The organism is Paenibacillus sp. PastF-3, assembly GCF_029893135.1.
Classification (GTDB): domain Bacteria; phylum Bacillota; class Bacilli; order Paenibacillales; family Paenibacillaceae; genus Paenibacillus_AQ; species Paenibacillus_AQ nitricinens.
Genome location: NZ_JARXWM010000009.1, coordinates 116,356 through 142,857 on the forward strand (window position 1 = coordinate 116,356; position 26,502 = coordinate 142,857).

The following is a 26,502-nucleotide window of genomic DNA, read 5'->3' on the forward strand; positions in this document are numbered from 1 at the left end:
TATCACGCTATATATTATCCTTATATTTCTCTCATAAACGCTTACCGTCCATTAAGGACGCCGAAGGAGTTTTTGCATGTTATTGTACTTTTTGTGGTTCCGGGTAAGTGACGCCTAGTGTGTCGACGGTTACTTTCTTCATCACTGGCGGCTCTTCTGGACGATCTGAACTGTCTGTTTTCAAGCCCACAATGGATTTAACCACGTCCATGCCTTCGGTAACTTTGCCAAAAGCGGCATAGCTTCCATCTAGACTAGGATAAGCTGCATCCATAATAAAGAACTGGGAGCCGGCAGAATCTGGAGCCTGCGATCTTGCCATGGACAGAACACCTTCCGTATGCAACAGGTTATTAGTAAACCCGTTTCCAGAGAATTCTCCGGCGATACTATACCCTGGACCACCCATACCGGTTCCATCAGGGTCACCGCCCTGGATCATGAAATTAGGGATCACTCTATGGAATATGGTGCCGTCATAAAATCCTTTTTGAATCAGTGAGATGAAGTTGTTAACCGTGTTAGGGGCAACTTCAGGATAAAGCTCGGCTTTGATGATGCCTCCATTATCCATCTCAATGGTCACAACGGGGTGGCTTGCTGTAGCTGAAGGGAGCCCTTCATTAGCTCCAGAATTTGTCTCGCTGCTAGCGTTATTACCTGCTGCTCCACTGCTGCTTCCATTATTACTGCTGGCATTATTATTGGTAGGCTTATTACCGCAACCTGCTGCAATAACCATCACCAGGCATAACATGACCATTAGGATAGCAGATCTTGCTCGTGTAGACTTCACTAATCAATCTCTCCTTTTTCTTGAATAATCTCGTAGGTACTTCTCATAATAACCTCTTTGTCCCTTTACATGCAAAGGTCAGTTGTGACATGTGGGATTGGCACATTCACAAAAGAGGTTTACAATAATAGGAATGTTTCCGCGAGAACATCAAGAAAGGATGTGTAGATCATGCGCTTTTCATGGAAACGGAACTTAATCGTGCTTTGGGTGGGTGTCTTTTTTTGTAGTACAGCGTATTCGATCTCTATTCCGTTCCTCTCTATTTTTTTGAGTGACGAACTTGGGGTTACGAATCATTTGGAAATTTGGTCTGGGGTTAGTTTTGGCATAACCTTTCTGGCCAGCGCTTTAATTTCTCCCTACTGGGGTTCCTTAGCCGACAAATATGGTCGGAAGCCGATGCTTATTCGCTCGGGCTTCAGTTTGGCAGCCTTATATCTGATTAATTACTTCGTGCATGATCCTTACGTCTTTCTGATCGTACGCGTACTGCAAGGATTGCTTGCTGGATTTGTTCCCGCTGCGATAGCCATGGTGGCTACGAACACACCTGAGGATAAGACCGGTTATGCGCTGAGTATTATGTCTACAGCCGGAGCAACGGGCAGTATCATTGGTCCATTGATCGGCGGTGTAGTGAGTTTTTACACAAGCAATCGGGTTGCTTTTTTATTCTCAGCAGGTATTGTACTCGTTTCGGCACTTATCGCTACTTTTTTTGCTAAAGAAGAGAATTTTGACCGATCTGCTCCGAGGTCTCATGTAAGTGATGATATTAAGGAAGCGCGTAGCAATCGCGCATTTATGACTTTGCTATCGCTGGCGGGAATAAGTACCTTTTCTGTTATGATTCTGGAGCCGCTTATTCCGATACATCTGCTAGACATGGGAATCGCCAAAAGCAGCGCCTCGCTAAGCTCAGGAATTGTATTCTCCGCTGTGGGTATTGCTACTGTGCTAATGGCTCCGCAGTGGGGTAGAATTGGAAGCCGGAAAGGTTTCGGGATGATCTTGTTCATTGGATTAATCGGTGGAGGTATCGGTAATATTCTGCAGTTCTTTGTTACAGGGTATGTGGAATTCGCCGTTCTTCGTTTTGCCTACGGCTTGTTCTATGCAGGTGTGCTTCCATCTGTAAACGCAATGATTGTACAAGTAATTGAACCCGGGTTTCGTGGACGTGCCTTTGGTCTCAACCAAGCGGCATCTCAACTCGCGACTATGGCCGGGCCTATTATAGGCGGCTTACTTGGGGCATTTATCCAAATCCGCTGGGTGTTTGTGATCAATGGGGTGATGCTGCTTGTAGCAGCGGTATTGGTTAAGACCCGTAAGCTGGATTCCCAAATTGCAGCAGCGCGTTCAGCAGAATAACCGGCAGCAACAAGAATAACCCTTACTGAGACCAGTGCTCATATTGAAAGACAAATAAAGCCGCCGGATCCTATTCCGGCGGCTTTATATAGTCTAATCTCCTTGTGATCCGTTTAAGATGTCCGTTCCAGGCATTCCATCTACTGGTGGTGAAGCAGGGTCGATGATGGATCCCGGATACACCTCATCTGCATCAGGAATATCTTCCAGTGGCGAATCCTCCTCTTCCATCTCTAGCAGCTCCTCGTCATCATCAGTATCGCTGCTTGTTAGTCCTGCCGTTTCAGCAGCCAGGAATGCATCGGATTCCAGTAAGTCATTTCTTTCGAGTGTTTCCTCAGGTTGGTTTAAACCAATATCCGCCGCCAAATATTTATCGCCAACCAATACGGGGTCGGCATCTTCATTGACAACATCCTCTACATCAATATCAGCTTGTATATAACGCTCGTATGCAAAGTCGGCCTCAGTTTTATTAGGTGTATCTTCCATAGCCGTTCACTCCCTCGGTAGGTTAAGATTTGGACTTCTCATATGTATCTTTACCCGATTGCCTATGTTCGAATCGGTTTATAAATAATCAGGGAAATAACGCTGATAAATAACGTCTTTTTTCGAGGGAATTAACAAGAATAGGCAGGAATAGTGCGAAGGTTGTCGAAATTAAGAATCATATATGATCATTTAAACAACTAATGAATTACTGAGGTGCTACGATGAAGTTGCCAAAACCAAAGATAGCGGCTTCTTTGCTATTATTTCTATTGCTAACAGCAATAGTGTCTTACGGTGCGGCGATAGTGAGTGCTGGATCATCAGACTCTGCGCTGCCAAGCTGGGAGATTAGATTTGGAAATACAGAAGCAGAGACTGTCGAAGAAGCTGTAGCAGCTGCAGATGATGAATGGATTCGCGTAACGCCTCATGATAACAAACCAGAGACGCCAAAAGGTACATCCTCAGCGTGGCTCCGGTTTTCTTTGCCGCAAATGAGCGAGAAATCCGCGTTATTCATTAATAAGGTATATGGAAATAGCGTCAAAGCTTATGTGAATAACGCGTTAGTATATGATTCTGAGAATAAATACAATTTCAACGGCAGCAAAATTCTAATTCCTTTATCCATAGAAGATGGAGGGAAGGAACTATACATATGGACACACGGAGGAAGCAAGGATTTAGGAATAGAAGGCGAAATAAGAGTAGATCGCTACAGTGAGCTGTTGTCCATTTATGTAAAGCAGGGCTTAATGGATATTATCATTGGGACGACATTTATCTTTATAGCTATTGTCCTGTTTATTTGTTCATTATTCTTGAGAAAAGGATTTTTTACGGACGGATTTTTGTTGGTATTAATTCTCTTATCTATTGGAGTCATAGTGGTTACGTATTCTTCGTTTTTGCCGATCATCCTCGGGGATTATGGGAAAATCGTGCTTGTTTTCTTTGATTTAGCGTTGTACACTTTGTTGCCATCCGTAACCTTTTATTTCGAGAAAATATTCGGTTCAGGGAAAAAACAAATCGTTACCCGATTCCGTAAATTTCAATTGGTATATTCTATATTCTGTCTTTCACTAATGGTTATTAATATCCTTCTGTCGTATCAGCTGGAAGACTTTTATAGATTCATGACTGCTGATATTCTAGGCATCATTATGATTGTGCAATTTATATTATTGGTAAGCTTAGCGTTAATTCATACTTATCGCGGCAATGGAGATGCTATTGTTTTTACTACAGGGTTTACCATCTTTGCATTTATATCTCTTGTCGAATTGATCGTATACTACATATCCAGAGAATCCTATCAATTATATTGGTGGAAGTGGGGGATGATGGTTTTCGTATTATCCTTAATCGTCATTCTGGGGAGAAGGTTTACGAGAAATCACGAGCAACTTGTTGAATATTCTCGTAAGCTTGAAACGTTTAATAATGATTTGCAGCGTTCCGAGAAAATGGAGATTATAAGTGAATTGGCGGCTTCTGTAGCACATGAGGTACGGAATCCTTTACAGGTAACCCGTGGTTTCCTTCAGATCCTAGGAGAACGTTCAGATTATAAAGAGAGGGAATATATGCAGATGGCTATCGCAGAACTGGATAGAGCTACGGTGATTATCTCAGACTTCCTTACCTTTGCTAAGCCAGGGCTAGAGACCATTGAGAGGCTTGATGTATCCGAGGAGTTACGGCATGTGTCGGGTATTCTCGCTCCGCTTGCAAATTTGCAAGGGGGAGTCATTGAACTCAACCTGCAGTCAGAACTCTGCGTGATTGGATCATCTGCCAAATTTAAACAAGCGTTTATTAATATTATAAAAAATAGCATCGAAGCCTTGCAGGATAATGGACTTATTAGAATTACGGCCTGGAAATCCGAAGGCCATATAATGATTAGTGTACGTGATAATGGAGAAGGGATGAGTGGTAGTGAACTGGCCCGACTGGGTGAGCCTTATTACTCTAATAAAACAAAAGGAACAGGGCTTGGACTTATGGTAACCTTCCGAATAATTGAGGCGATGGAAGGGTCAACTGAATTTCGGAGTGAGAAGGGGGAAGGGACGGAGATTATTATTAAATTGCCAAAGGCTAGAAAAAATTAGGAGAATTTAATGATTATTCCGTTTTTTAGAAGGAAAGGGTAGCATAGTGAGCGAAGTAGTAACACACAGAATATTGTTTCTGAAACTTCCTTCTGAGGTGCCTATATGCGCTTGATGGTTAGAATACTCCACATTACAATCACCCTTTCACTCCTCCTGATAGGTTGTGGCTCTATTATTGTATCGGCGGCGAACCCAAATCCACCCCAAGAAATTACAAAGTGGCAAATGAAATGGGGGGATGAAACAGGAAATGCAGGAAAAGAGATTCCGTGGAGTGAAGGCCAGCAAGGCTGGATGAACATAGATTCTAAGAAGGGACTCCCAGAGTTACCTTCAGGAGTATCCTCTTCTTGGAGCCGCATTTCCTTACCCGTTTTAAGTTATGTGTCTCCTTCGGTGTATATCGATACTTTATATGCTCTTCATGTGAGAGTGTATGTGGAGGATCGTTTGATCTTCGAGGAAAATCGTAAATATATCAAGGATAACTATTCTTTGCTGTTGCCTTTAAGTAAAGAAGATAACGGGAAAACACTATATATCTGGACAGAAACCATGCAAGACAGAATTGGAATTAAAGAAAGTGTAATGATCGGTGAACATAGTCAATTAATTAATGAATATATTGAGAATGGACTAAGTGATGTGATTTTGGGCTGCGCTTTTTTTCTGGTGGCTATCGTTCTATTTATAAGTGCTCTATACATAAACAAAGATTATTTCTCCAGTGTTGCTTCACTAGCAGTGGTTATAGCGGCTACTGGAATCCTTTCTATAACCTACTCCCCCTTCATCTATACCTTTTACAATAAATTGGGGCCAATTAGTAACGTATGCTTAGACTTAGCCCTTTTTTCACTTCTCCCAGCGCTTACCTTTTTATTTGAGAAATTATTCGGTAGTGGTAAATTCAGTATCATTCGAAAATTTCGTCAATTTCAAGTGCTTTACTCTTCTTTTGGTTTGTTATGTCTTTTAATCAATCTCCTATCCAATAATCACTATATTAAGTTCTATTATTTTATTTCTACCACCATTATAGGGTTTATCCTTATCCTCCAATTCATCCTGCTGATCGCATGTGTGGTTATATTCTCTCTTAAAGGAAATAAAGATGCTATTGTGTTTGCCATTGGATTTGGAACCGCTGCGTTTACTGTAGTTGCAGAGCTATTATGGTATTACATCCAAAAAGGGAATTATGATTTGTTCTTGTGGAAGTGGGGGCTGGTTGCTTTCATTATTTCCTTGATCGTAATTCTGGAACGAAGATTAGCCTTTAACCATCAACAGGTTGTTAATTACTCTAGAGAACTAGAGCGTTTCAACAATGAATTGGAGCGTTCGGAAAAAATGGAGATCATTAGCGAGCTTGCTGCATCTGTAGCTCATGAAGTAAGAAACCCACTACAAGTCACTCGGGGCTTTCTGCAGCTGCTTAGCGAGAAATCTGTTAACGAAGAGCAAATTTATATGTCAATGGCCCTAAGTGAACTAGATCGTGCATCCAATATTATTACTGATTTCTTAACCTTTGCTAAACCAGAATTTGAGACGATCTCTAGTCTGAATTTATATGATGAATTCAAGCATATTGAGAGTATTATGCAGCCCCTGTGTCACATCAATGGAGGGAAAATGATTCTGGATGTATCCGGTCAATTATGGGTAAAAGGAAATTCCTCGAAATTTAAGCAGGCGTTCATTAACATTATCAAGAACAGCATTGAATCATTCAGTGAGGAAGGGTTCATTTATATGTCGGTGTATGGTGAAGATGATAAAGTGATTATTCACATCAAAGATAACGGGGAAGGAATGGACCCTGATGTTCTGCACCGACTAGGAGAACCATATTTCACCAAAAAAAATAAAGGAACAGGTTTAGGATTGATGGTCACCTTCCGCATCATTGAAGCTATGCAAGGTGAAGTGAGATTCACAAGCAAAAAAGGAGTAGGAACCGAATCCATTACCATACTGCCACTGGCAGAAGCTCCGGATGATTCCTACTCCCTATGAGGTTAATCCTGCTGTCTTACCAAGAACCGCGTGGTGCTGCGGTTGCTTTCAATACATCTGATGATGGACTTGGTGGGATTACAAGATAGAATTCATTTGAACCTTCTTCAACGGCTTTCAAGGTAACGCTGTCGGGAATGATTACGCCTAGCGCTTCTTGGAGAGCTGCTTTTGGATCTGCGAGTAGTCTTTGCTTAAAACTTGGATCTTCCCATGCCTTTTGAATGACTTGATTTCTAAGAACTGCTTCTGACATAATAATCACCCTTCCCAAAATGTATATATTTACCTTTAATAATATAACATAGCAATTGTGCTAATACTATTCTTTTTATTACAAAATAATAGAATTATTGTATATTTTTTGACAAATAATAAAACAAGCCTCCACTTTGTAAAAGCTGCTTTTCTGCTTCGATGGAATCGGAGATCTGTTGTAAGTTCGTCACCAACATGGAGTGGAATGCTAGGAGATGAGGTACATCCAAGCTGGAAGCCATTACTTTGCGATGCGTATCCTGCGCTAGCTCAGCATAGGTACGTAGTCCGTTTGCTGTAAACAGGAAGAATTCGACCTCTTTTGATGTGAGTGTGGTTGCTTTATCAGCGGATAGATAGCTTCGTGTGAGTGAGAGGAGACAATTATAGCTGCCTTCTGATAAATCTTCGTTCCAGTCTTCATAGTCGTCAAGCATTTGTAGTGTAAGTAGAACAGAGTCGATCATTTCCTCAGACTGTGGTACAAGGGAATCCTTACCAGATACCAGAAGGGCAGCGGTGCTGGATAGTTTGAGTGGACTGGCTTTATAAGGGATCTTGATCCGATCGTTAAGAAAATAATCACTGGCGGTTTCATTACTAACACTGTCTGCCCATTGAGCGATATAACGATTGAACGAGGTCCAGAAAGAGGAGTCATTCGGAAATAAAAGTCTGTAGATATTCAAAAATTCAACATAGAGTAGGTTCGCTAAAGGCAGTCTATCGTATGTAGAGGATTCTTTGCTGTCCATCAGGTCATCCTGTATGAAAAAATATAGCATGAAGAAGACATTGCCCATCGACATTTGACGGGTAATTTCTGCTGAGAGTCCACAGCTTTTCTGAAGCCAAAAGGGCAATAGATAACATATGTAATTTTTGTGGCTTTCCGCATTGAATACGTTAAAATGTTCAAGATAGGATATGCCTTGTGAATCTAGAGGCTCAGGAAATTCGGAGATGATCTTTCTACTTTCTTGAAAGACTAAGCGGAGTTCTTCTTCGTAATCATTTAGCCAATCCATTGCATCCCTCCTACAATAAAATTGCAAAAAACTGGTTCTTTCGCCCTGATTATATCCTTCTCTTTATTCCATTACAACTAAAATTTAGGAGGTTTGAGGACGAATGGAGTGTTATACCTTGGGACAAATGCTTATGAAGATTCGAATGGGGCAAAAGGCTGAAACACCAGACGGCCGCATTGTGATGCGTACCTCTGCGGGACTGATTTGGACAAGTGGGATATTGAATGGAAAAACAGTAGAAATCAAAGATTATTTGTTCTCTGATCTGTGGCAAATCTATGAGGATGAGGAAAGCATGAAAGAGGGAATTGGCAGAGAAAAGCATGAAGAACGGGAGCGGGAAATGCTTGAAAATCAATATGAAGAGCTGCGCTTAGCGAGTCGGAAACGTTAAGTTCAACGTTCGACTCGCCAATTGCAGCTTTGATGAGGAAATTACTCCGATTTCAATGCTTCATATTGTCCTCTTAGACGTATAAGTCTCCAAATACTTTGATCTAGGCCGCCGGGGCGGTTGCGCTCGGTCCACAATAGACGATACTGATGAAGAAGAACATTCAAATCATTGATTTGTTCTGTAATCAGATTAGGGTCAATCGTATCTGGCGCGGATGCCAGCTGCAGTTTAATTCTTCCAAGCTGCACAGCGTGCTTCACAAAATGGATTCCGTTACTCAGTTCCTTAAGAACAAGATCAGCATCATCACATTGAAGATCAAGCCCCGAGAGACGTGTCTCGATAGAGAGCATGTATTCTTCGAGATTGTTGAAATGATCTTCGGTAAGTTTCTCTACAATTAACAAATTGTCGAGATTAGTACGAAGGAGCAGGGACATTTCCGTATCATTTGAACGAATAATCTCGGATTCAAGCTGATAGTAATTGCCCAGATCAAGGAGTAGTTGACCAATACCCTCGGAACGATCCGCGAAGATGAATGTATTCAAATATTTTGCAGTGTCTACATCTAAATTGTTATCTACATTCCAGGAAAGCGCAGCACCATAAACATATCCAGTGTAGCTGATTGGGAGATGCTGCCAGTGCCCATGATCACCCCAATCGGTAATGAGATAGCCGATAGAACCATTATTTTTGCCATGAATAGCTGCACTACGCAGATTGGCAAACATATTGTCGCTACGCCCTGTAATGGAGTTCCATGAGCTGGTACCTGGGCAGACATAGAAAGGAATGCCCGCTTCACGGAATTTGAGGGTATCCGATTCAAAAGGATGTTCCGCACTGTAACCCCATTCCATAGCAATAATATCTTTAGGCAGGTGAGGGATTAGTTCGGGATGTTGGATAATAATATCGCCCCAGAATTGCATCGTCTTGCCGCGTTTCGTAACAAGCTCATAAATCTTCTGAAGAAAAGATAAATAGATCTGACCCTTGCCTTGTGATTCAGCCAGCGCTTTGCTTTTGCCAAGACCAAGCTCATACGTCTCATCACAGCCTACATTAAATTGATTAGAGGAGAAGTATGGAAGCAGATCGTCGAACATTTTTTCTAGCAGAGGGAGCACAGCAGGATCTTCGGTATCAAACGTACCGGGATGCATAAATAGTCCTTCTGGATATACATCCCCCATGTACAATTCCTTGGGAAGCATAAATCCCTCTGGAATTTCGGCTAAAGCATTGAATTCAGGACGGGAAAGCCAGCCTTCCATATGTCCAAAGCTGTTCTGGTTTGGAACAAGCTCAATATAACGCGCTTTACAGTAGGCATCTAGAAGCAAGATTTCCTCTCCTGTGATTGGAGTCTCAAGCTCCCACACTTGAGGGAAAGATTCATACGCGAACGGCGTACCTTCTATATATAGCTGAAGCTGGTTCATCTTCAGATCGGCCATAAGGTCAATGATTCGGTACAAGGTTTCTTGCTTCGGAATTTTATTGCGGCTGATATCAACGGTTATCCCTCTGGCTCCAAAATCAGGTTCATCGCGAATTTGCAGATGAGGAATAGATCTGCCGCTTTGTTCAATGATTTGTTTCAGTGTGGCTACTGCGTAGAAGGCACCGACAGGTGAGCTATAGGAGACAACGATACCGCTCTGATCAATAACTATTTCGTATGCCTGCTCAGATAATGATGGCACATAGCTAAAGATACAAGCGGATACAACCGTTGGACGTGTGCCAATAGATAAGGTCAAATGAAGATTTAAGGCTTGTTTAATCACAGCTTGCAGCTTTTGTGCAGCAGGCATTGAACTTTGCTCTCCCGTACTAGGAAGCACAATGCTTCCGCTGATTGGGAAACGGTATGAGCCTTGCGACAATGTGATTTCACGCGGATTAGGCAGAAGCAGTAGTGTAGAATGATTAAGCATAGCGTGGACACCTCTTATTCATGTAGAATATGATCAAGTTCACAATAACCTTATCACTACTAAACAGAGGGAGGAATGTCTATAATGTCCAAGCACATGGATTATATGATCAGTCCCTATCCAATACGAATTATTGATCCGAAGGTTGAGTCCTCTAAGCTGAAGCTTAAAAATATTAGAGTCGGACAAGCCGGTCATTTGCCTGGAAGAACGTTATTCCGTTCAGGCGTAGTTTTTGAACACTGGGCTATTGTTTACATAGTATCAGGTGGTGGCACCTATAGGGAGACTTCGGGGAAAGAACAGCAGGTGCGTGAAGGCAGCTTATTCTTTTTTCGTCCAGGATACAGTTATAATTTCGGTCCACCGCATGGAGGGAGCTGGGATGAGTATTATATTAATTTTAATGGGACACGTGTATCGGAATGGCTGGAGTCGGGGCTAATCGCTGGCGGGAATGTGTTCCAAGCGAATTCGATCATGGGACTTTCGGCCTTATTTGAAGAAGTGCTAGAGCGGATGGAGAGTGGAGCACCTGCAGATGCGGATCGGGCCGCACTACTCGTTGAAAGGATGCTATTGGAGTGTTCTTTTATAATAGAAGAAAAAAGTTGGAATGCCCAGGCAGATTATATGCGTCAGATTCGGGAGGACCTGAATTTATGCATTTATGGTGAAATGGACCTAGATCAAATTGTGGCAAAACATCATATCTCCATGTCTACCCTTCGTCGTCTTGTTCGGCGTAGTAGCGGGTATCCGCTTCATGAATATATTCACCGTCTTAAAATGGCTGAGGCCAAAAAGCTGCTTCTCAATACCTCATTACAAGTGAAAGAAATATCGGGCATGCTTCATTATAATGATCCTTTCTATTTTTCACGTTTATTTAAAAAATATATGGGAATTGCGCCGCAGCTTTGTCGAAGTAACATATAAATCGACATTATACTACTAGAGTCCCAATGAGAATTGTTATAATTGTATAAGTATTGTCGTTTTATAAAATTTATTTAAAATTATGGATTAATATTACATAAATACGTTAGTTCTTAATAACTATAGTGGATAAAATGACAAATTTTAGGTATAAAATCTCCTGAAAAAATAATAAATTTTTTGTAACTATTTTTCAAATGGAAGCGCAAACATGGGAAATGTCAACTTGTTATTGTGATTTTTCTCATGTATGATGCTTTTATCGAGCACAGCATAATCTCGCATTTTCCAAAAAAACTGGAGAATAGGGTGGTGGGATGAAAATCAAGCCAACTGCAGAAGACAAACTGATTGAGTATTACAGGTACTTCTCTTTGTCCCTCACATCGCTCATGTATCTTCTAGATAAAACGGGACCTTCCGTAATTTATAAATTCCTTGTTATTGCCATACTCTTTCTGTTGGCACAAACGTTCTCATTTGGTTATCGGAGATTACGAAGCAGGCCAAAGACTCTCGTCCTGGCTGTTAGTATAGAGATGGTGGGAATTATTGCATTGACCTTGTTTACCGGTGGGTACGAGAGTTCTTTTAGGCTCTATGTGCTAAACCCTGTATTGATTGCTGCAGGTTCATTGTCCATTTATTTTGGATGGTCGCTGCTGTTAAGTTACATCAGTATTTTTGCGGTGCTCTGTTATTTTTTTATCAATTCTGCGAACAAAACTTTTCTGGAAATTGTATTTGTAAATGGCAATCTGTTTCTAACACTGGTACTTACGGTTATAATAATGCAGATCGTTAATCGGATGAAGCGGCAACGTGAAGAATCGAATGCCCGCACGAAAGAGACGATGGAGCATATCAAATCGCTGTACCATATCGTGGAAACCTCAAGCCAACATGATTTCATGAATATCGGTCAAGTGATCACCGATTATGTTGTTAAGCTAACGAAGCTAGATAAGGCTTTGTTTTGGTTCGCTAAGAAAAGCGGAGAACCAGCTCCGCAGAGCAGGCAGACCGGCTGGCAGCAGGAGGAGGAACAGTTCCTATTCTCAGAACTGGGAAAACATGAGCATGAATGGAGATTGCAGCGAGAGCCTATTTTTAGAAATCTTCCGGGATTAGGAGATTTCCTGCTGATGCCTGTACGGATGAGCACCCGTTTTGTAGGGATGATTGGACTCAAGCTGGAGTCTACAGAGGGGCTGGAAGGCCGCAGATGGTATATTCAACAATTGATATTCTTATCTGAGCTAAGTGCGAATATTCTTGAAAGGCATGAGCTTGGTGTGATTGAGAACCGGCTGATCATCACGAACGAACAGAACCGGATTGCGGATGAAATGCACGACAGTGTATCCCAGAGCCTTTTTGGTATTGTGTATGCGACGCATTCGCTGAAGGAATCGTGGAAGAGAATGTCAGATCATGAGCTAGAAGAACAAATTGAGCTTATTCATGACTCTGCTACAAAGGTTGCTAAAGAACTGCGGATCACGATCTACAGTCTTAGCTCCAAAAAGAGTGGCGGGCCTACATGGCTCGGCATGGTAAGATCACATTTGAAGAGCTTATCCAGATTAAATGATGTTGATATTGAATTAAAAATAACGGGAGATGATTTCAGTCTCCCTTATCCTTATCACAAGGCGCTTTTTCGAATTATCTCTGAAGCTACTGGAAATGCCATCAGGCATGGCGCTGCCAGTCGAGTGGATGTAGAACTGTCTCTGAAACCGACTTGGATCCGATTATTGATTTATGACAATGGTGTTGGTTTTGATACTGATTTGTTATGGATTGAATCCGAAGATAGTGCAAGTGGGCTTGGCATGAAGAATATGCAATATTTGACGCAGTCGCTAGGTGGCGACTTCCAGCTGTCCAGTAATGAAAATATGGGAACGAGAATCTTGATTTCCATTCCTGTGGGTGTAGCTGAATTAAAGAATGCATAAACTTTAGGGCGGGAGGTCGTTTCTATGAAAATCGTCATTGTAGATGATCATCCTCTAGTTAGAAGAGGGCTGGCATCCGTTATTTCGATGCAACCAAATGTGAAGTTTGCTGGAGAGGCGACGAACGGCCAAGAAGCGCTTCTTGTGATTGAGGAGACGCAGCCTGACCTTGTACTCATTGATCTTAAATTAGCGGATGAATCAGGACTTGATGTCATCAAGACGGCACGTGCTCGAGGTATCGTTAGTAAGTTTATTCTGCTGACATCCTCTGCAAGCAGAGAGGATTTTCTGAAAGCTGAGGAAGTACTGGTAGACGGATATGTACTAAAAGAGGCATTGCCAGAAGAGTTACTATTTGCTATCCAGTTGGTCTATAAAGGAAGAAAGTATTATGATCCTGGTCTGATGGAAGATAAGATGCGAATGAGTGGAAGCAGTCCAACAGATGAATTGACCCCTAAAGAGAAGGAAGTCTTAATCGAGCTGGGACAGGGCGCTTGCAACAGAGAAATTGCCTCACGTCTTTTTATTAGTGAATTTACAGTGAAAAAGCATGTCAGTCAGATTTTAGCGAAATTACAGGTGGCAGATCGTACACAGGCAGCGCTTTACGCAAATGCTGTTGGATTGACCAAATATGAAATGTCATATGAGTGAAAGCTGAAATGCTTTATAAGCAGCATCGTACATAAACACGGACAGGATGTCCGTGTTTTTTTGTGCGTCAAAACTTAAATTAGCCCTAAATATGGCACTAAAGTATACCTCACCCCCCTCTTAAGGAGTACAACATCTTACTCCAAAGTGAAGAGGAAAGTAATGGTATGAGCCATGTGGCGAATGGTGTGGATTGATAGAATTAAAGCAACAACTGAAACTTTCATGAATGCTTTCAGAATGTAATTTTAGCGGAAGGAGGGTTACTGTGGAAAAGACGATTCTGGATTACATTAACCTGATTAAAAAAAGGTTTTGGCTCATCATGGTGTTCGTTTTGATCTCCTGTGCTACGACTTACTACGTTAGTAAAAACTTCGTTGAACCCGTCTATTCCGCTTCCGGACAGCTGCTTGTCAACAACATTGCCAAGGCTCCCGAGAGCAACAATCTTAATGATTTGAGCTTTAGCCTGAATTTAATTGAGAGTTACAAGGAAATTATGAAATCACCGACCATCATGAAAAGCGTAATAGAAAATCACCCGGAGTTTGGTCTGACGGCTGATGAACTAAGTCAGAAGCTTGAGATTAAAACTTCAGAGAAGAGCCAGGTAATCAACCTAAATGTTCAGGATGAAGACTACAACAAAGCTGCCGGGATCGTAAATGCGGTTTCGCAGACATTCATTCGTGAATTGCCATCGCTGATGAGGGTTGACAATGTTACCTTGCTGACACCGGCCGATCCAACTGATGTTCCAGGGCCCTCGAACGGCGGGTTTGCGATGAATCTCATCATCAGCTTTGTTGTATCGCTTATGGCTGCCCTAGGAATTATTTTGCTTATGGAAACACTTAACGGCACATTAAGGTCTGAAAAGGAAGCGGAATATGACCTTGGTCTTCCGGTAATTGCTTCAATCGCAACCATTCGTAAACGCGATTTGGGTAAGGCGGCAGGCGGGAACACAAGGGTGAAGGAGGGTGCTTATGTTACGGCTAAATAAGAGTCTGATTACTGATGCTAATCCATCCTCGCATATCTCGGAATCGTTTCGTTCGCTACGCACATATATACGCCAGCTTGGAATAACGCAGGGTAGCGGAGGAAAAGTGCTGCTCTTTACGTCAGCAGAAGCTGGAGCAGGCAAGACGACAATCTTGTCGAATCTCGCGGTTTCTTTCGTCCAGGATGGCAAGAAGGTAGCAGTGGTGGACTGCAATCTGCGACATCCCGGTCTTCATACAGTGTTTGAAATAGAGGGCAGTGACGGGCTTGCGGCTTATTTAAGTGGGCCAGAGGAAGCGGATAACATCGCTGTCCTCGGAAATCTGGCCAATCTCTCGGTTATCCCGGCGGGTAAAACGCATGTTAGTCCGCCGGATTTGCTAGGTAACCTTAAAATGACCGCTTTGCTTGAGGAACTAAAAGAAAACTACGATCTGATCCTGCTGGATTCTCCTTCGGCAGTCGATTTCAGTGATGCTCGTATATTGGCACCTCAAACGGACGGCGTGATCCTGGTGGCCAGATACGGAAAGTCCAAACGGGAATCGATTCGTAAAGCGAAGACACTGCTTGAACAGACCGGCTCTAATCTAATCGGAATTGCCATGAACCAGGCGAAGTAAACGTTTATGCTTTCGAAGTGAGTTTTGCTCGAAGTGAAATCATTGTAGCTAATGCTTACAAAACTTTTAGGAGGTAAAGTGCGATGAAAAAAGTGAAAAAAGTAATCATACCCGCGGCAGGACTAGGTACTCGCTTTCTTCCTGCAACGAAAGCCATGCCTAAAGAAATGCTTCCGATTATCAATAAACCAACCATTCAATACATTGTTGAGGAAGCTATTGCTTCCGGTATTGAAGATATCATCATTGTTACTGGTAAAGGTAAAAGAGCCATTGAGGATCATTTTGACAATGCGTTTGAGCTGGAGTCTAGACTTCTGGAAGATGGAAAGCTGGATCTGCTTAAAGAGGTTCAGCGTTCAGCCAAGGTAGAAATCCACTATATTCGCCAGAAAGAACCAAAGGGTCTGGGGCATGCCGTATGGTGTGCAAGACGGTTTATCGGTGATGAGCCATTCGGTGTCATGTTAGGCGATGATATCGTCACAGGAGCCGTACCTTGCCTTAAGCAGCTGATCGATCAATATGAAGAAACACAAAACTCGGTGATTGGAGTTCAAGAGATTCCTGATGAATTCACGAATCGTTACGGTATTATTGAACCGGATTTGCAGGACGGTAAATTGTATCGGGTTAACAATTTTGTAGAGAAGCCGCCACTAGGTACGGCACCATCCAATCTGGCAATCATGGGACGTTATGTGTTTACTCCGAAGATCTTTAAGTATCTCGATCTGATGGAAGAAGGTGCTGGCGGAGAGATCCAATTGACAGATGCCATTCAGAAGCTGAATCAGAGCGAACGGGTATATGCCTATAATTTTGACGGAACAAGATATGATGTCGGTGAGCGGCTTGGATATATTTTAACAACACTTGAATTTGCATTGCAGAGCGAAGATTTACGCTATCCGGTGATGGATGCAATGTCGGAATGGCTGAATAAAATGGGACAAACCAGCTTGAGTAGTTAAGTTGAGTTCGCAAAATTTTAGATGAGGAGGATGAGCATGCAAAAACTGCCGGAAGACTACGAGGCGGTCCTGCCGAAACTTTACATGCTGCATACCGATGAGAGAAGGAAAGAAGCGGAGTCCTATTTGATAATGAAACGGATGATCGATATCTTTTTTTCCGCTCTTGGTCTTCTCGTGTTAATGCCATTATTTGTTGTCGTGGCGATTCTGATCAAGCTGGAGGATCCGAAAGGAAAGGTGTTCTTTCGGCAAAACCGGGTTGGGAAGAATGAAAAGCAGTTCCCGATGTATAAGTTCAGATCCATGGTTAGTAACGCTGAAGAGTTAAAAGAAAACCTGATGGCTTATAACGAAGTGAGCGGTGCCATGTTCAAGATTAAGAACGATCCGCGGATCACACAGATAGGGAGATTCCTGCGCAAGACGAGCATCGATGAGCTGCCTCAGCTGTGGAATGTGCTGATAGGTCAAATGAGTCTGGTCGGTCCTCGTCCTCCGCTGCCAGAAGAGGTGGCTCAGTATACGGAATATGACAAACAGCGTTTGACGGTTACACCAGGTTGTACCGGATATTGGCAAGTGAATGCCCGAAACAGTGTCGGTTTCGACGAAATGGTACAGCTGGATTTAACCTACATCCATATTCGGAGCACCATGCTGGATCTAAAAATCATTGCTAAAACCGGACTGATGTTACTCGGTTCAAAAGATGCTTATTAATAATGTGGAAATTAGGTGAATGCCGATGCGTGAATACGGAGACGTTCCTAAGCTTTCCATTATCATCTGTACCTACAACAGAGCACCTTTATTGATCAAGACGCTTCAGTCACTTTTAAAGCTGGATCACTTAGAACAGGCGGAGATCATTGTTGTGGATAACTGTTCCAAAGATGATACAGAAGCGTGCGTCAAAAAGTTTATAGGAAAGCATGGAGCTGATGTGGATATCCGCTACATGATGGAGCCTATGCAGGGGCTTTCAGCGGCTAGAAATACAGGGATTCTGGCCTCCAAATCACCGCTGATTGCCTTTCTCGATGATGATGCGATACCTTGCCAGCGATGGATTACAACGATTGTCAGTACTTTCGAGAGTAAACCGGAGGTCATGGCTATGGGAGGCAAAATCGCGCCTATATTCGAAAGTAAACGTCCGGACTGGTTGATTAAACCCTTTGAGCTTCCGTACACCATTGTTGATTTAGGTAACCGGATTAAGGAATATCCCAAGCAGCTTCATCCTTGTGGGGCCAATATGGCGATGCGGAAGCTCGTATTCGACATCAGTCTTTTTCCCCTAGATCTGGGAAGAAAGGGTGATTCTCTACTCTCAGGTGAAGAGACCTGGTTATTCGGACAGATTCAAAAAGAGGGACATTCCATCCTCTATCATCCGGAAATGGCGGTTGACCATTTCGTTCCGGCAGCTCGGTTGACGGAAGACTGGATTATGAGGCGCTATTATAGCCAAGGTATCTCTAACGCTATGAAAAGCGAAGGGTTAAAAGGCAAGCTAATTCTAGTGGGAAAGACAGCTGCTAAGCTCGTGTATATCCTGGCTGATTCTATTCTCTCAAGAAGCAAAGGAAGAAGGCTTTTGAACAAATGCAGGCTGGAGAGTATTCGTGGAACGCTTCATATGATTCTTAATCGGGAGAGGCATTCCGCAGCGGGGTGAGGGATTAACATGACTAATTTTGAGTGGGGCTCCAAATTAAATGTTTTGCCATACGGGATGCTCTATCTCATGTCGGCCCTGTTCTTTGGAACGGCGGTCATCTACCAGCCGATGATTGCGATAGCTGCCGTGCTTCTGATTATATTGCTGGGAATCTCGATTTCACGGCCTGAACTGATCAGTTATTTCGTTCTCATCACGACGGCAATATCGATTAACTTTTTATATGATGGCAGCATGTTCGGAATGGAGATATTGTCACTTTATAAATTGGTAATCGTGATGCTGCTTGTTCCTTGTATTCTGGTCAATGGTTTGCGGTTTCGTCTGAGTCACCCTCTGTGGGCAATGGTAGCACTGCTGGTGATTACCTTTGGATCTTCGATCTGGCTGCCGGAAATGACCTCATCCATTGCAGTTAAAGCTTTTATCGGTCTATCAATTCCATTCGTATTTTTACTTATCAACTGGAAAAAGGATGTAGCCGAGCTGCAAATCAAGATTATCTGTATGCTTCCCTTTGTTAGTGTAGTGGTTGGTTTGTTGCTGCAGCTTGCGCATGTTCATAATTTTCTCAACATCGAGTATACAGGCGCTGTACGGATTCAGGGAGCTAATATTCCTTCGCATCTAGCGATGCTGGCCTTTATGGGAGTCGCGATTCCATTTATAGAGGTGAAGCGGAATCCGCAGCAAGCACGCTTTTTCTATATCATGTTAGTTCTAAATTTCTTTATCTTGATTGGAACAGGAACAAGAGGGCCTATATTGGCACTTGGACTTACCGTACTCTATTACTTCTATGATATTCTTCGCCAATATTTGAAGGGCAGAACCTATCTGCTAATTCCGTTAATGGGTGCATTTTTCCTGATTATGGTTGCCGTCTTCTGGCAGCTCGATAATTTTGAGAAACGTTCCTTTGAGAGACAGACAGATACGGCTGTTGATTTATCAGGAAGGTCAGAGGCATGGGAGTATTTCTTAAACAAGGCTGCGGACTCTCCTTGGTCTGGTAGAGGGCTTGGAGCAGTGACGGTAGCAAATGATGGATCATTGTATAAGGGTTTTGTAGTTCCGCACAACGAGTATATCCGCTTTTACTTCGATGGGGGATATATTGGCGCTATTCTGTTGATGTTCTCTTTATTGGCTGTATTTATTCTGGTGTACAGAGCATTGGCTCCGCCGATCAAACCTTATTATCTGTTATTTATTGCAGCGTTTTTAATCTACTCATTCTCCGATAACACGCTGTCGACGGTCCAATTTATTATTCCGTTCTGTTGGTACCTGAACTGCCTGTATCGATCTTCACAGCCAACCGATTCCCCACAAAAAGAAGTGATACGATGAATCAAGTGAATATGTTCGATGTCAATTTTGATAACTATGATTTTATGGATTTGCTTGATTACATAGATAAAACCATTCAGGAGAGGAATCAGTCATATATCCTCACTTGCAATGTAGATCATGTGATCAAGCTTCGTAAGGATAAAGAATTTCAAACGGTATATTCGAAGGCAGGCGCAGTTGTTGCTGATGGAATGCCACTGATCTGGGCATCCAAAATGCTAGGCAAGCCGCTTAAGCAGAAGGTATCCGGTGCGGATCTATTTAATCGATTGGGCAACGCCTTTGAGCAAAGGAAGTACCGGCTGTTCTTCTTAGGCTCAGCTGAAGGCGTGGCGGAACGGGCAGCGATGAATTTGAAAACAGCGCATCCCGGAATAAATGTAGTTGGCTGTTATTCTCCATCCTATGGATTCGAGCACAATGAGGAAGAGAATGAACGCATTATAGAAATGCTGACAGAGTGCCAGCCAGATATCGTGTTTGTTGGTGTGGGAGCTCCTAAGCAAGAAAAGTGGATTTACCGCCACTATACCTCTTATCAAGCTCCGATATCGATCGGAGTGGGAGCGACCTTTGATTTTCTGTCAGGCTCAGTGAAACGAGCGCCTAGCTTCATGCAAAAAACAGGGTTCGAATGGTTCTGGCGGCTTAGCCAGGAGCCGGGCCGGCTCTGGAAAAGGTATCTTGTGGACGATGCACAATTTCTACTTTTATTACTTAAGGAACTGCGTAAGCGGGATAAGGTGAAGGAAGGAGGCTTGGAATGAGTGTATTTACGCCCCCATCACTTAGGTTTATCAAGACAGCTGGAGTACTAGGGGGAGCTGCGGCTATAGGTGTCTCTCTTCCGCTGATCATCGGCTTCTCCAGTGCGATGCTGAGTTCATCGAACAGTCTGCAGGGAGCCATTCTCTCAGCTATCCTATTCCCAGCTTTCTTGCTAGCCATACTTAGACCGAAAATGCTGGTTGCTTATACCTTGTTAATCTGGGCTGTCGCTCCAGAGCTGCGCCGCATTGCTGACTGGTCAGAAGGAGTCTATCACTCTGTATCACTGCTAAGTTTAGCCCCTTTGTTAACCGGCGTAACCTTAATTATTCCGCTGCTGAGGGAGATTCACAATATTCAAAAAGCCTCTACGCGGATCATGCTGCTGTTCGCAGTTGCGCTAGGTTATGGAGCTTTAATTGGCTTGGCCAAGAATGGTATGGGCTCAGTTTATGACTTAGCGAATTATATTGTGCCCCTGCTGCTATTGCCGTACTTTGCCGTTACAAAGTTCAAGCCGAAGGATATCGACCGGCTCCTTACCGCTTTTGCCAATATTGCGGTCCTGGTTGCCATTTATGGGATTGTTCAGTATTTGACAGTGCCACCTTGGGATGTGTTCTGGATGAAACATGCGGATATGATGTCCATCGGAAATCCATATCCATTGGAAATCCGAGTGTTCTCTACGCTGAATTCGCCCGGACCAGCTGCAACATTCTTAGCGTTTGCTTTAGTTCCGATGATACTGGAGAAAAAATGGCGGGGAACATTGCGCTGGATCGGCGTTCTGCTAGTTGTAATCTGCCTGCTGACTACTTTAGTACGAGCGGCATGGCTGATTCTACTGGTGATGCTGCTCATGTACATTGGAACCTCTCCCTCTAAGGGAAAGTGGAAAACTTTGATCCAATTAGTTTTTGTGGCTGCGGCGTTGTTCTGGGTTGTGCCGAAATTGCCTGGCGCCGAAGGACTGGTTGCTCGGGTAGAGACGCTTTCTTCTGTTCAGGAAGATCACTCTTATAATGAACGGCTAAGCTTATGGCAAAACATGCTGCCGATGGTCGCCGCCAATCCAGTAGGTCAGGGAATTGGCAGTGTCGGCCAAGGGACTAAGCTTGGCAACGGCGGCGAGCTTGGAGAATACGGAATTATGGATAACGGAGTTATCGCTTTACTGCTTACCTTTGGTGTTCTGGGTGCTGTTTTCTTCTTCGGAGCTTTAGGCGCAGTTGTCAAACAGATATTTGCTAGAGTAATCAGCAAGGACAAATTGCAGCCATACGCCCGACTTGCGTTAGCTACTTGGACTGGTGCGATTGTCAGTCTGGTTTCAGATAATGGGTTTCCCGGACTCAAGGGATACTTAATCTGGATGCTGATCGGTCTTGGCCTCAGCGCAAGGGAGATTACTCAAAGTAGAAGGAAGGGAACACCGTATGCAGCAGTTGAATGCAAAATCTCTCCCCACTAGAACAATCTGGTCATCCTTTAGACTGTTCGCCAAAAGTAAGGACAACAGCTCGGCAGCCGTAAAAACTATGTTTGTCAGTGTAATGATCTTACTGATTAACATGTTAACGGGTGTACTGACTGCCCGTTATCTTGGACCGGCAGGACGTGGGGAACAGACGGCAATGATTAACTGGTCACAGTTTCTGGCGTTCAGCATGAGCTTTGGTATTCCGTCAGCTCTGATCTATAACGCTAAGAAAAATCCGGAGGATGCCGGAGTGCTTTATCGAATGGCCTTGCTGCTCGGTATTATTTTCGGGGTCATAGCGATGATTATAGGTATCGTGGTCTTGCCCTATTGGCTGAAATCCTTCAGTCCGGAGGTTGTGAGCTTTGCCCAGTGGTCAATGATTCTGTGTCCAATTATAGTAATCTCTCAAATTAACAATGCAGCCTTTCAATTGAGAGGAGAATACAAGAGGTTTAATTGGATTCGTTATCTAGTCCCGTTGCTTACACTGACGATAATCGGAATATTGATCGCACTGGATCAGATGAATCCTTTTACAACTGCAGTAGCCTATCTCCTTCCAGGAGCCCCGGTGTTTATTGGAATGATGATTTCCTTGCTGCGCACCTATAAGGTGAAGATGAAAGGAGCCTTTCAGAATTTAAAAAGATTGTTCACTTATGGGCTAGGTTCTTACGGCAATGATTTGCTTGGTAATTTCTCTTACTATATCGATCAGATTGTGATTGCCGGCCTGTTAAGACCTGCTGATTTGGGGCTGTATGTAGTGGCAGTGAGTCTGTCACGGATGGTTAATTTTTTCTCAAGCTCGATTACCATCGTACTCTTTCCCAAGGCTTCTGAGCTGTCAAAAGAACAGGCGGTAGAGCTAACATTCAAAGCCTTTCGAATTAGCACGACCTTCACCATGCTTGGCGGAGTAGTCCTGATGCTCTTAGCCCCTTTAGTGATTCCGCTGATGTACGGCAAAGATTTCAACGCGGCATTAACTGTGTTTCGCTTATTGCTTCTTGAAGTGACCATTAGCGGAGGGACGATCATTCTGGCGCAGGCCTTTATGGCGCTAGGCAAGCCAAAAGTTGTTTCGATGCTTCAAGGTTTCGGCTTACTCTTGGTTATCCCGATGTTGTTCCTGCTCATCCCTAAATTTGGCTTGCTCGGAGCAGGGATAGCGATGTTGTCATCAGCAATCCTGCGATTCTTCTTCATTGTTCTCAATATAAAGTACACCTTAAAAGTTAAACTTCCCCGGCTGCTCATTACCCGGGAGGACATTCAGTGGATGAAGACGACGATGAATTCTTACATTCGCAAGAAACCTATGGATATGAATGGATAATGCGAAAGATAAAGGAGGAAACCTTCATGGATTCAGTAAAAAGCGTGGTAGGCGGCCAAGGCAATTATCCAATATCGGCTGTCATCATCGCTCAGGATGACGAAGTTCGAATATCTAAGGCCATACAATCCTGCAGGTTATTCGCCGACGAGGTGGTTGTGATTGACGGAGGCAGCAAAGACGGGACAGTACAGCTTTCTGAAAGCTTGAATTGTCGTGTATACGTCAACCCTTGGCCCGGATATGCGAAACAGAGGGAGTTCGGAGTAGAACGCGCGGTTCATGATTGGGTCTTCCTTATTGATACTGACGAAGTGGTCAGCGACGAATTGGCCACAAGTATTCTTGAACTGAAACCGGGGCTTATGGATCAATCGGTTGCCTATTCTATCTACCGGATCGGTGATTTTATGGGCCGATGGCTGGATCGTGGCGAATATCTAGTGCGACTTTACAACCGCAAAGCGTATGGAATTCGAAATAGCTTGGTGCACGAGATGCCCGAGGTCTCTGAAGAGCGAACCATACGTTTGACAGGAACCCTCTGGCATTATGGTTACCGCAGTATTAACGATCATGTGGCACGTTTCAATAAGTACACTGACTTGGAAGCTGAAAGTGCGTATGCCAAGGGCAAACGATTTCGGGTCAGTCATCTGCTGTTAAGGCCACCAGCCCGTTTCCTGCAAAAGTATTTCTTACACGGGTTGTTCAAGAAGGGAATGTCAGGTTTCGGTGTATCCGTATTCTGGGTCATGTATGAATTCATGGTCGGCTTCAAGCATTACGAATTAATTAGATCGGGAAAGCTGACTCTGCACAATGCGAAGACGAGTCAGACCGAGAAAGAGAATAAAGGAGAGAGAAGCTATGCCGTACAGTGACGGATTGAACATTATGACGACAGGCCTTAGCTGGCCGTCGCTACAGCCGGGTGGGCTTAACACGTATTTCAAATCCGTTTGCGAGCAGCTCTCCTCACGTAATCGGGTGCATGCGCTGATTTGCAGTCAAGAAACGCCTGCTACCCCTGAGGAATTGATTATTCACAATGCAGGAGATCCAAAAGATGGGATCTGGAAACGTAAGGATGCCTTCCAGCGTAAGGCGGCCGATCTGATGGGGGAGGGCAGTGGCCGTATAGATATTTTATACACTCACTTTGCTCCTTATGGTATTGGTCCAGCCCTGGAAGCAAAGAAACGCGGGATTCCTGTAGTGATGACTTTTCATGGCCCATGGAATGAAGAAATGAAAATCGAAGGCCAAGGCATTAAGCACCGGGTCAAAACAACCATCGCCAAATCCATTGAACATAGAGCCTATAAACTAGCGGATAAATTCATCGTGCTTAGTGAGACGTTCCGCGATATTCTCCATAAGCTTCACGGAGTGCCACTACACAAAATTATAGTGATTCCAGGAGCAGCTAATGTGGAACGTTTTATTCCCGCTACGAATCGATTGGCGATTCGTCGAACCTTGAATTTACCTGAGGGAGCAACAACTGTATTGACTGTCCGGCGGTTGGTCAATCGGATGGGACTACTCCAGCTGCTCGAAGCCTGGAAGCAAGTTGCGGAGCGTTTCCCGAATGCGATTCTGCTGATTGGTGGTAAAGGGCCGCTGCGAGGGGAATTGGAAGAAAAGATCGCCGACTATGGCTTAAGCAACAAGGTAAGACTGCTAGGCTACATTCCCGATCATGAACTAGCCTCTTATTATCAGGCAGCGGACATGTTCGTGGTTCCCTCACAGGCATTGGAGGGCTTTGGTTTAATTACTGTTGAAGCCTTATCTTCAGGATTGCCAGTGATGGCTACGCCGATTGGCGGCAATAGGGAAATTTTGCAAGGCTTCCGGCCGGAATTGCTATTTAAGAGCTCAAGTAGTGATCACATGGCCGAAGGCATGATCCATATGCTTAGCAATCGAAAGCTGCTTCCGAGCCGGGATGAATGTAGAGAGCATGTACTGAAGAGATATACCTGGGAGCAAGTTACGGATCAAATAGAATCTGTGTTCCTGCAAGCTTTAGGAGAGGAGGTGACCACGTAATGCTTAGAGTGGCCTATATAGATCACACTGCTAAATGGAGTGGTGGAGAAGTTGCCCTGTTTAACATCCTTACTCATATTGGAGAACAGATTGATCCACTTGTAATCCTGGCTGAGGATGGTGCACTGGCTGAACGGCTGCGTGAAAAGGGGATGGATGTCCGTATTATTCCGCTGGATGAGAGCATCAGAAGTCGTGGTAGAAATGCCGTCAACTTGGGAGCACCTGCTGCAGCCTTTAAGCTATTGGCTTATGGTCGAAAGCTTGCGCCGCTATTAAAAGCGGAGAAGGTAGATTGCGTGCACACCAATTCTCTGAAATCTGCATTATACGGGGCCATCGCTGCAAAAATAGCGGGCGTTCCATTGATATGGCACATCAGGGATCATATTGGTGCCCCTTATTTAAAGCCGATCGTTGCCAAAGGAATTCGTTTGCTGTCGCGTCTGCTCCCCAATGGAGTCATTGCGAATTCACATTCTACGCTGAATGCTTTGGAGCTGCCACGTTCGAAAAAAACGCTGGTCGTATACTCCGCTTTCGCTAAAGCGATTGGTAATGGGATCGGCATGCGGGACCAGAAAGCATTTAACGTATTGCTAGTTGGCCGATTAGCGCATTGGAAAGGTCAGCATATTGTGCTGGAAGCCGCAAAAAGCTTTAAGAACGAACCTCGTGTAAAGTTCTGGCTAGCCGGAGACGCGCTGTTTGGAGAAGAGGCTTATAAGCAGGAATTGCTTCAAAAGATAAAAAACGACGAGCTTACGAATGTAAGCATGCTAGGGCATGTAGATGATATTCAAGGCCTTATGAATACTGCTGATTTACTGATTCACACTTCGGTAACTCCTGAGCCTTTTGGCCAAGTTATCGTTGAAGGAATGGCAGCGGGATTACCGGTGATCGCCTCCAATGAAGGCGGGCCGGTAGAAATTGTAGTTCAAGGTGAGACGGGACTACTGATAGAGCCTGGTGACGCGGTGATACTGGCAGACTCCATTAAATGGATGCTAGATCACCCGGAGGAAAGACGGCGGATGGCGGACAATGGGATGAAACGAGTGAAAGAGCATTTTGTTATCGAGAATACGGTCAAGGACATCGTTGACTACTATAAAGGTTTGTTGGCGGGCACCTGACAGATGAGATGACGCGGTAATTCTGAAGATGATGCTCCATAAAACTTTGA

The 26,502-nt window shown here is 43.8% G+C and carries 24 protein-coding genes; 19 read left to right on the top strand and 5 right to left on the bottom strand.

Annotated features, from left to right (window positions below; translation table 11 throughout):
- Positions 1-79: 79 nt before the first annotated feature.
- Positions 80-763, bottom strand: coding sequence for a peptidylprolyl isomerase (locus tag M2444_RS18875; RefSeq protein WP_280787818.1), 684 nt, complete (start codon positions 761-763; stop codon positions 80-82).
- A gap of 204 nt (positions 764-967) precedes the next feature.
- On the opposite strand from M2444_RS18875, the gene M2444_RS18880 reads away from it, so the two are divergent.
- Positions 968-2,173, top strand: a complete 1,206-nt coding sequence (locus tag M2444_RS18880) for an MFS transporter (RefSeq protein WP_076283887.1) — start codon at positions 968-970, stop codon at positions 2,171-2,173.
- 93 nt (positions 2,174-2,266) lie between these two features.
- Here M2444_RS18880 and M2444_RS18885 read toward each other — a convergent pair whose 3' ends face one another.
- Positions 2,267-2,665, bottom strand: coding sequence for a hypothetical protein (locus tag M2444_RS18885; protein WP_280787751.1), 399 nt, complete (start codon positions 2,663-2,665; stop codon positions 2,267-2,269).
- Between the two features lie 224 nt (positions 2,666-2,889).
- On the opposite strand from M2444_RS18885, the gene M2444_RS18890 reads away from it, so the two are divergent.
- Together M2444_RS18890 and M2444_RS18895 are read left to right on the top strand one after the other, a co-directional pair.
- On the top strand, positions 2,890-4,788 hold the full coding sequence (locus M2444_RS18890; RefSeq protein ID WP_094875432.1) for a sensor histidine kinase: 1,899 nt from the start codon (positions 2,890-2,892) through the stop codon (positions 4,786-4,788).
- A gap of 114 nt (positions 4,789-4,902) precedes the next feature.
- Entirely contained in the window at positions 4,903-6,813 is a 1,911-nt protein-coding gene (locus M2444_RS18895) for a sensor histidine kinase (RefSeq protein WP_256990349.1), read from the top strand.
- A 16-nt stretch (positions 6,814-6,829) separates the two neighbouring features.
- Here M2444_RS18895 and M2444_RS18900 read toward each other — a convergent pair whose 3' ends face one another.
- Both M2444_RS18900 and M2444_RS18905 read right to left on the bottom strand, forming a co-directional pair.
- Positions 6,830-7,069 carry an NHLP leader peptide family RiPP precursor gene (locus M2444_RS18900; RefSeq protein ID WP_170880314.1) on the bottom strand — a complete coding sequence of 80 codons (240 nt, stop codon included), beginning with the start codon at positions 7,067-7,069 and terminating at the stop codon, positions 6,830-6,832.
- A gap of 94 nt (positions 7,070-7,163) precedes the next feature.
- Positions 7,164-8,099, bottom strand: coding sequence for a hypothetical protein (locus M2444_RS18905; protein ID WP_280787752.1), 936 nt, complete (start codon positions 8,097-8,099; stop codon positions 7,164-7,166).
- Between the two features lie 103 nt (positions 8,100-8,202).
- Between M2444_RS18905 and M2444_RS18910 the strand changes: the two genes are divergently transcribed.
- Positions 8,203-8,496 carry a hypothetical protein gene (locus M2444_RS18910; protein WP_094875430.1) on the top strand — a complete coding sequence of 98 codons (294 nt, stop codon included), beginning with the start codon at positions 8,203-8,205 and terminating at the stop codon, positions 8,494-8,496.
- A gap of 41 nt (positions 8,497-8,537) precedes the next feature.
- Here the strand turns inward: M2444_RS18910 and M2444_RS18915 are convergent, their stop codons facing one another.
- Positions 8,538-10,448, bottom strand: coding sequence for a glycoside hydrolase family 20 zincin-like fold domain-containing protein (locus M2444_RS18915; RefSeq protein WP_280787753.1), 1,911 nt, complete (start codon positions 10,446-10,448; stop codon positions 8,538-8,540).
- An 84-nt stretch (positions 10,449-10,532) separates the two neighbouring features.
- On the opposite strand from M2444_RS18915, the gene M2444_RS18920 reads away from it, so the two are divergent.
- The 15 genes from M2444_RS18920 (at position 10,533) to M2444_RS18990 (ending at position 26,452) form a co-directional block, all read left to right on the top strand.
- Positions 10,533-11,387: a helix-turn-helix domain-containing protein gene (locus M2444_RS18920; RefSeq protein ID WP_179283579.1), complete on the top strand. Its 855-nt coding sequence runs from the start codon at positions 10,533-10,535 to the stop codon at positions 11,385-11,387.
- 317 nt (positions 11,388-11,704) lie between these two features.
- Complete coding sequence (locus M2444_RS18925) at positions 11,705-13,351, top strand: sensor histidine kinase (RefSeq protein WP_094875425.1); 1,647 nt, start codon at positions 11,705-11,707, stop codon at positions 13,349-13,351.
- Between the two features lie 24 nt (positions 13,352-13,375).
- Positions 13,376-14,011 carry a response regulator gene (locus M2444_RS18930; protein WP_094871545.1) on the top strand — a complete coding sequence of 212 codons (636 nt, stop codon included), beginning with the start codon at positions 13,376-13,378 and terminating at the stop codon, positions 14,009-14,011.
- A gap of 268 nt (positions 14,012-14,279) precedes the next feature.
- Positions 14,280-15,020: a YveK family protein gene (locus M2444_RS18935; RefSeq protein WP_094871547.1), complete on the top strand. Its 741-nt coding sequence runs from the start codon at positions 14,280-14,282 to the stop codon at positions 15,018-15,020.
- A complete protein-coding gene (locus tag M2444_RS18940; RefSeq protein WP_094871549.1) occupies positions 15,004-15,645 on the top strand; it encodes a CpsD/CapB family tyrosine-protein kinase in 642 nt (213 codons plus the stop codon). Before M2444_RS18935 ends, M2444_RS18940 begins: the two co-directional genes overlap by 17 nt.
- 83 nt (positions 15,646-15,728) lie before the next feature.
- Positions 15,729-16,619 carry a UTP--glucose-1-phosphate uridylyltransferase GalU gene (galU, locus tag M2444_RS18945; RefSeq protein ID WP_036676615.1) on the top strand — a complete coding sequence of 297 codons (891 nt, stop codon included), beginning with the start codon at positions 15,729-15,731 and terminating at the stop codon, positions 16,617-16,619.
- A 30-nt stretch (positions 16,620-16,649) separates the two neighbouring features.
- A complete protein-coding gene (locus M2444_RS18950; RefSeq protein WP_042124430.1) occupies positions 16,650-17,342 on the top strand; it encodes a sugar transferase in 693 nt (230 codons plus the stop codon).
- 25 nt (positions 17,343-17,367) lie between these two features.
- Positions 17,368-18,303, top strand: coding sequence for a glycosyltransferase (locus M2444_RS18955; protein ID WP_094871551.1), 936 nt, complete (start codon positions 17,368-17,370; stop codon positions 18,301-18,303).
- A 9-nt stretch (positions 18,304-18,312) separates the two neighbouring features.
- Entirely contained in the window at positions 18,313-19,659 is a 1,347-nt protein-coding gene (locus M2444_RS18960; RefSeq protein ID WP_280787754.1) for an O-antigen ligase family protein, read from the top strand.
- On the top strand, positions 19,656-20,429 hold the full coding sequence (locus M2444_RS18965; protein WP_042124436.1) for a WecB/TagA/CpsF family glycosyltransferase: 774 nt from the start codon (positions 19,656-19,658) through the stop codon (positions 20,427-20,429). The genes M2444_RS18960 and M2444_RS18965 overlap by 4 nt, the downstream gene beginning before the upstream one ends.
- Positions 20,426-21,904, top strand: a complete 1,479-nt coding sequence (locus tag M2444_RS18970) for an O-antigen ligase family protein (RefSeq protein WP_094875422.1) — start codon at positions 20,426-20,428, stop codon at positions 21,902-21,904. Before M2444_RS18965 ends, M2444_RS18970 begins: the two co-directional genes overlap by 4 nt.
- The gene (locus M2444_RS18975) at positions 21,870-23,255 is read left to right on the top strand and encodes an oligosaccharide flippase family protein (RefSeq protein WP_280787755.1); all 1,386 of its coding nucleotides are present in this window, start codon (positions 21,870-21,872) and stop codon (positions 23,253-23,255) included. The genes M2444_RS18970 and M2444_RS18975 overlap by 35 nt, the downstream gene beginning before the upstream one ends.
- A gap of 26 nt (positions 23,256-23,281) precedes the next feature.
- Positions 23,282-24,139 carry a glycosyltransferase family 2 protein gene (locus M2444_RS18980; protein WP_280787756.1) on the top strand — a complete coding sequence of 286 codons (858 nt, stop codon included), beginning with the start codon at positions 23,282-23,284 and terminating at the stop codon, positions 24,137-24,139.
- Positions 24,126-25,313 (top strand): glycosyltransferase family 4 protein, encoded by a 1,188-nt coding sequence (locus M2444_RS18985; protein WP_280787757.1) that lies wholly within the window; start codon positions 24,126-24,128, stop codon positions 25,311-25,313. The genes M2444_RS18980 and M2444_RS18985 overlap by 14 nt, the downstream gene beginning before the upstream one ends.
- Complete coding sequence (locus M2444_RS18990; protein WP_280787758.1) at positions 25,313-26,452, top strand: glycosyltransferase family 4 protein; 1,140 nt, start codon at positions 25,313-25,315, stop codon at positions 26,450-26,452. Before M2444_RS18985 ends, M2444_RS18990 begins: the two co-directional genes overlap by 1 nt.
- The last annotated feature ends 50 nt before the right edge of the window (positions 26,453-26,502 follow it).

Excerpts from the sequence above, each read along its gene's own strand:
- M2444_RS18955 (WP_094871551.1), top strand. The coding sequence starts at position 17,368 with ATGCGTGAATACGGAGACGTTCCTAAGCTTTCCATTATCATCTGTACC.
- M2444_RS18880 (WP_076283887.1), top strand. The coding sequence starts at position 968 with ATGCGCTTTTCATGGAAACGGAACTTAATCGTGCTTTGGGTGGGTGTC.
- M2444_RS18900 (WP_170880314.1), bottom strand. The coding sequence starts at position 7,069 with ATGTCAGAAGCAGTTCTTAGAAATCAAGTCATTCAAAAGGCATGGGAA.
- M2444_RS18940 (WP_094871549.1), top strand. The coding sequence starts at position 15,004 with ATGTTACGGCTAAATAAGAGTCTGATTACTGATGCTAATCCATCCTCG.
- M2444_RS18960 (WP_280787754.1), top strand. The coding sequence starts at position 18,313 with ATGACTAATTTTGAGTGGGGCTCCAAATTAAATGTTTTGCCATACGGG.
- M2444_RS18950 (WP_042124430.1), top strand. The coding sequence starts at position 16,650 with ATGAGCATGCAAAAACTGCCGGAAGACTACGAGGCGGTCCTGCCGAAA.
- M2444_RS18930 (WP_094871545.1), top strand. The coding sequence starts at position 13,376 with ATGAAAATCGTCATTGTAGATGATCATCCTCTAGTTAGAAGAGGGCTG.
- M2444_RS18915 (WP_280787753.1), bottom strand. The coding sequence starts at position 10,448 with ATGCTTAATCATTCTACACTACTGCTTCTGCCTAATCCGCGTGAAATC.
- M2444_RS18910 (WP_094875430.1), top strand. The coding sequence starts at position 8,203 with ATGGAGTGTTATACCTTGGGACAAATGCTTATGAAGATTCGAATGGGG.
- M2444_RS18895 (WP_256990349.1), top strand. The coding sequence starts at position 4,903 with ATGGTTAGAATACTCCACATTACAATCACCCTTTCACTCCTCCTGATA.
- M2444_RS18920 (WP_179283579.1), top strand. The coding sequence starts at position 10,533 with ATGTCCAAGCACATGGATTATATGATCAGTCCCTATCCAATACGAATT.
- M2444_RS18965 (WP_042124436.1), top strand. The coding sequence starts at position 19,656 with ATGAATCAAGTGAATATGTTCGATGTCAATTTTGATAACTATGATTTT.
- M2444_RS18985 (WP_280787757.1), top strand. The coding sequence starts at position 24,126 with ATGCCGTACAGTGACGGATTGAACATTATGACGACAGGCCTTAGCTGG.
- M2444_RS18980 (WP_280787756.1), top strand. The coding sequence starts at position 23,282 with ATGGATTCAGTAAAAAGCGTGGTAGGCGGCCAAGGCAATTATCCAATA.
- M2444_RS18975 (WP_280787755.1), top strand. The coding sequence starts at position 21,870 with ATGCAGCAGTTGAATGCAAAATCTCTCCCCACTAGAACAATCTGGTCA.
- galU (WP_036676615.1), top strand. The coding sequence starts at position 15,729 with ATGAAAAAAGTGAAAAAAGTAATCATACCCGCGGCAGGACTAGGTACT.
- M2444_RS18990 (WP_280787758.1), top strand. The coding sequence starts at position 25,313 with ATGCTTAGAGTGGCCTATATAGATCACACTGCTAAATGGAGTGGTGGA.
- M2444_RS18970 (WP_094875422.1), top strand. The coding sequence starts at position 20,426 with ATGAGTGTATTTACGCCCCCATCACTTAGGTTTATCAAGACAGCTGGA.
- M2444_RS18885 (WP_280787751.1), bottom strand. The coding sequence starts at position 2,665 with ATGGAAGATACACCTAATAAAACTGAGGCCGACTTTGCATACGAGCGT.
- M2444_RS18905 (WP_280787752.1), bottom strand. The coding sequence starts at position 8,099 with ATGGATTGGCTAAATGATTACGAAGAAGAACTCCGCTTAGTCTTTCAA.
- M2444_RS18875 (WP_280787818.1), bottom strand. The coding sequence starts at position 763 with ATGGTCATGTTATGCCTGGTGATGGTTATTGCAGCAGGTTGCGGTAAT.
- M2444_RS18890 (WP_094875432.1), top strand. The coding sequence starts at position 2,890 with ATGAAGTTGCCAAAACCAAAGATAGCGGCTTCTTTGCTATTATTTCTA.
- M2444_RS18925 (WP_094875425.1), top strand. The coding sequence starts at position 11,705 with ATGAAAATCAAGCCAACTGCAGAAGACAAACTGATTGAGTATTACAGG.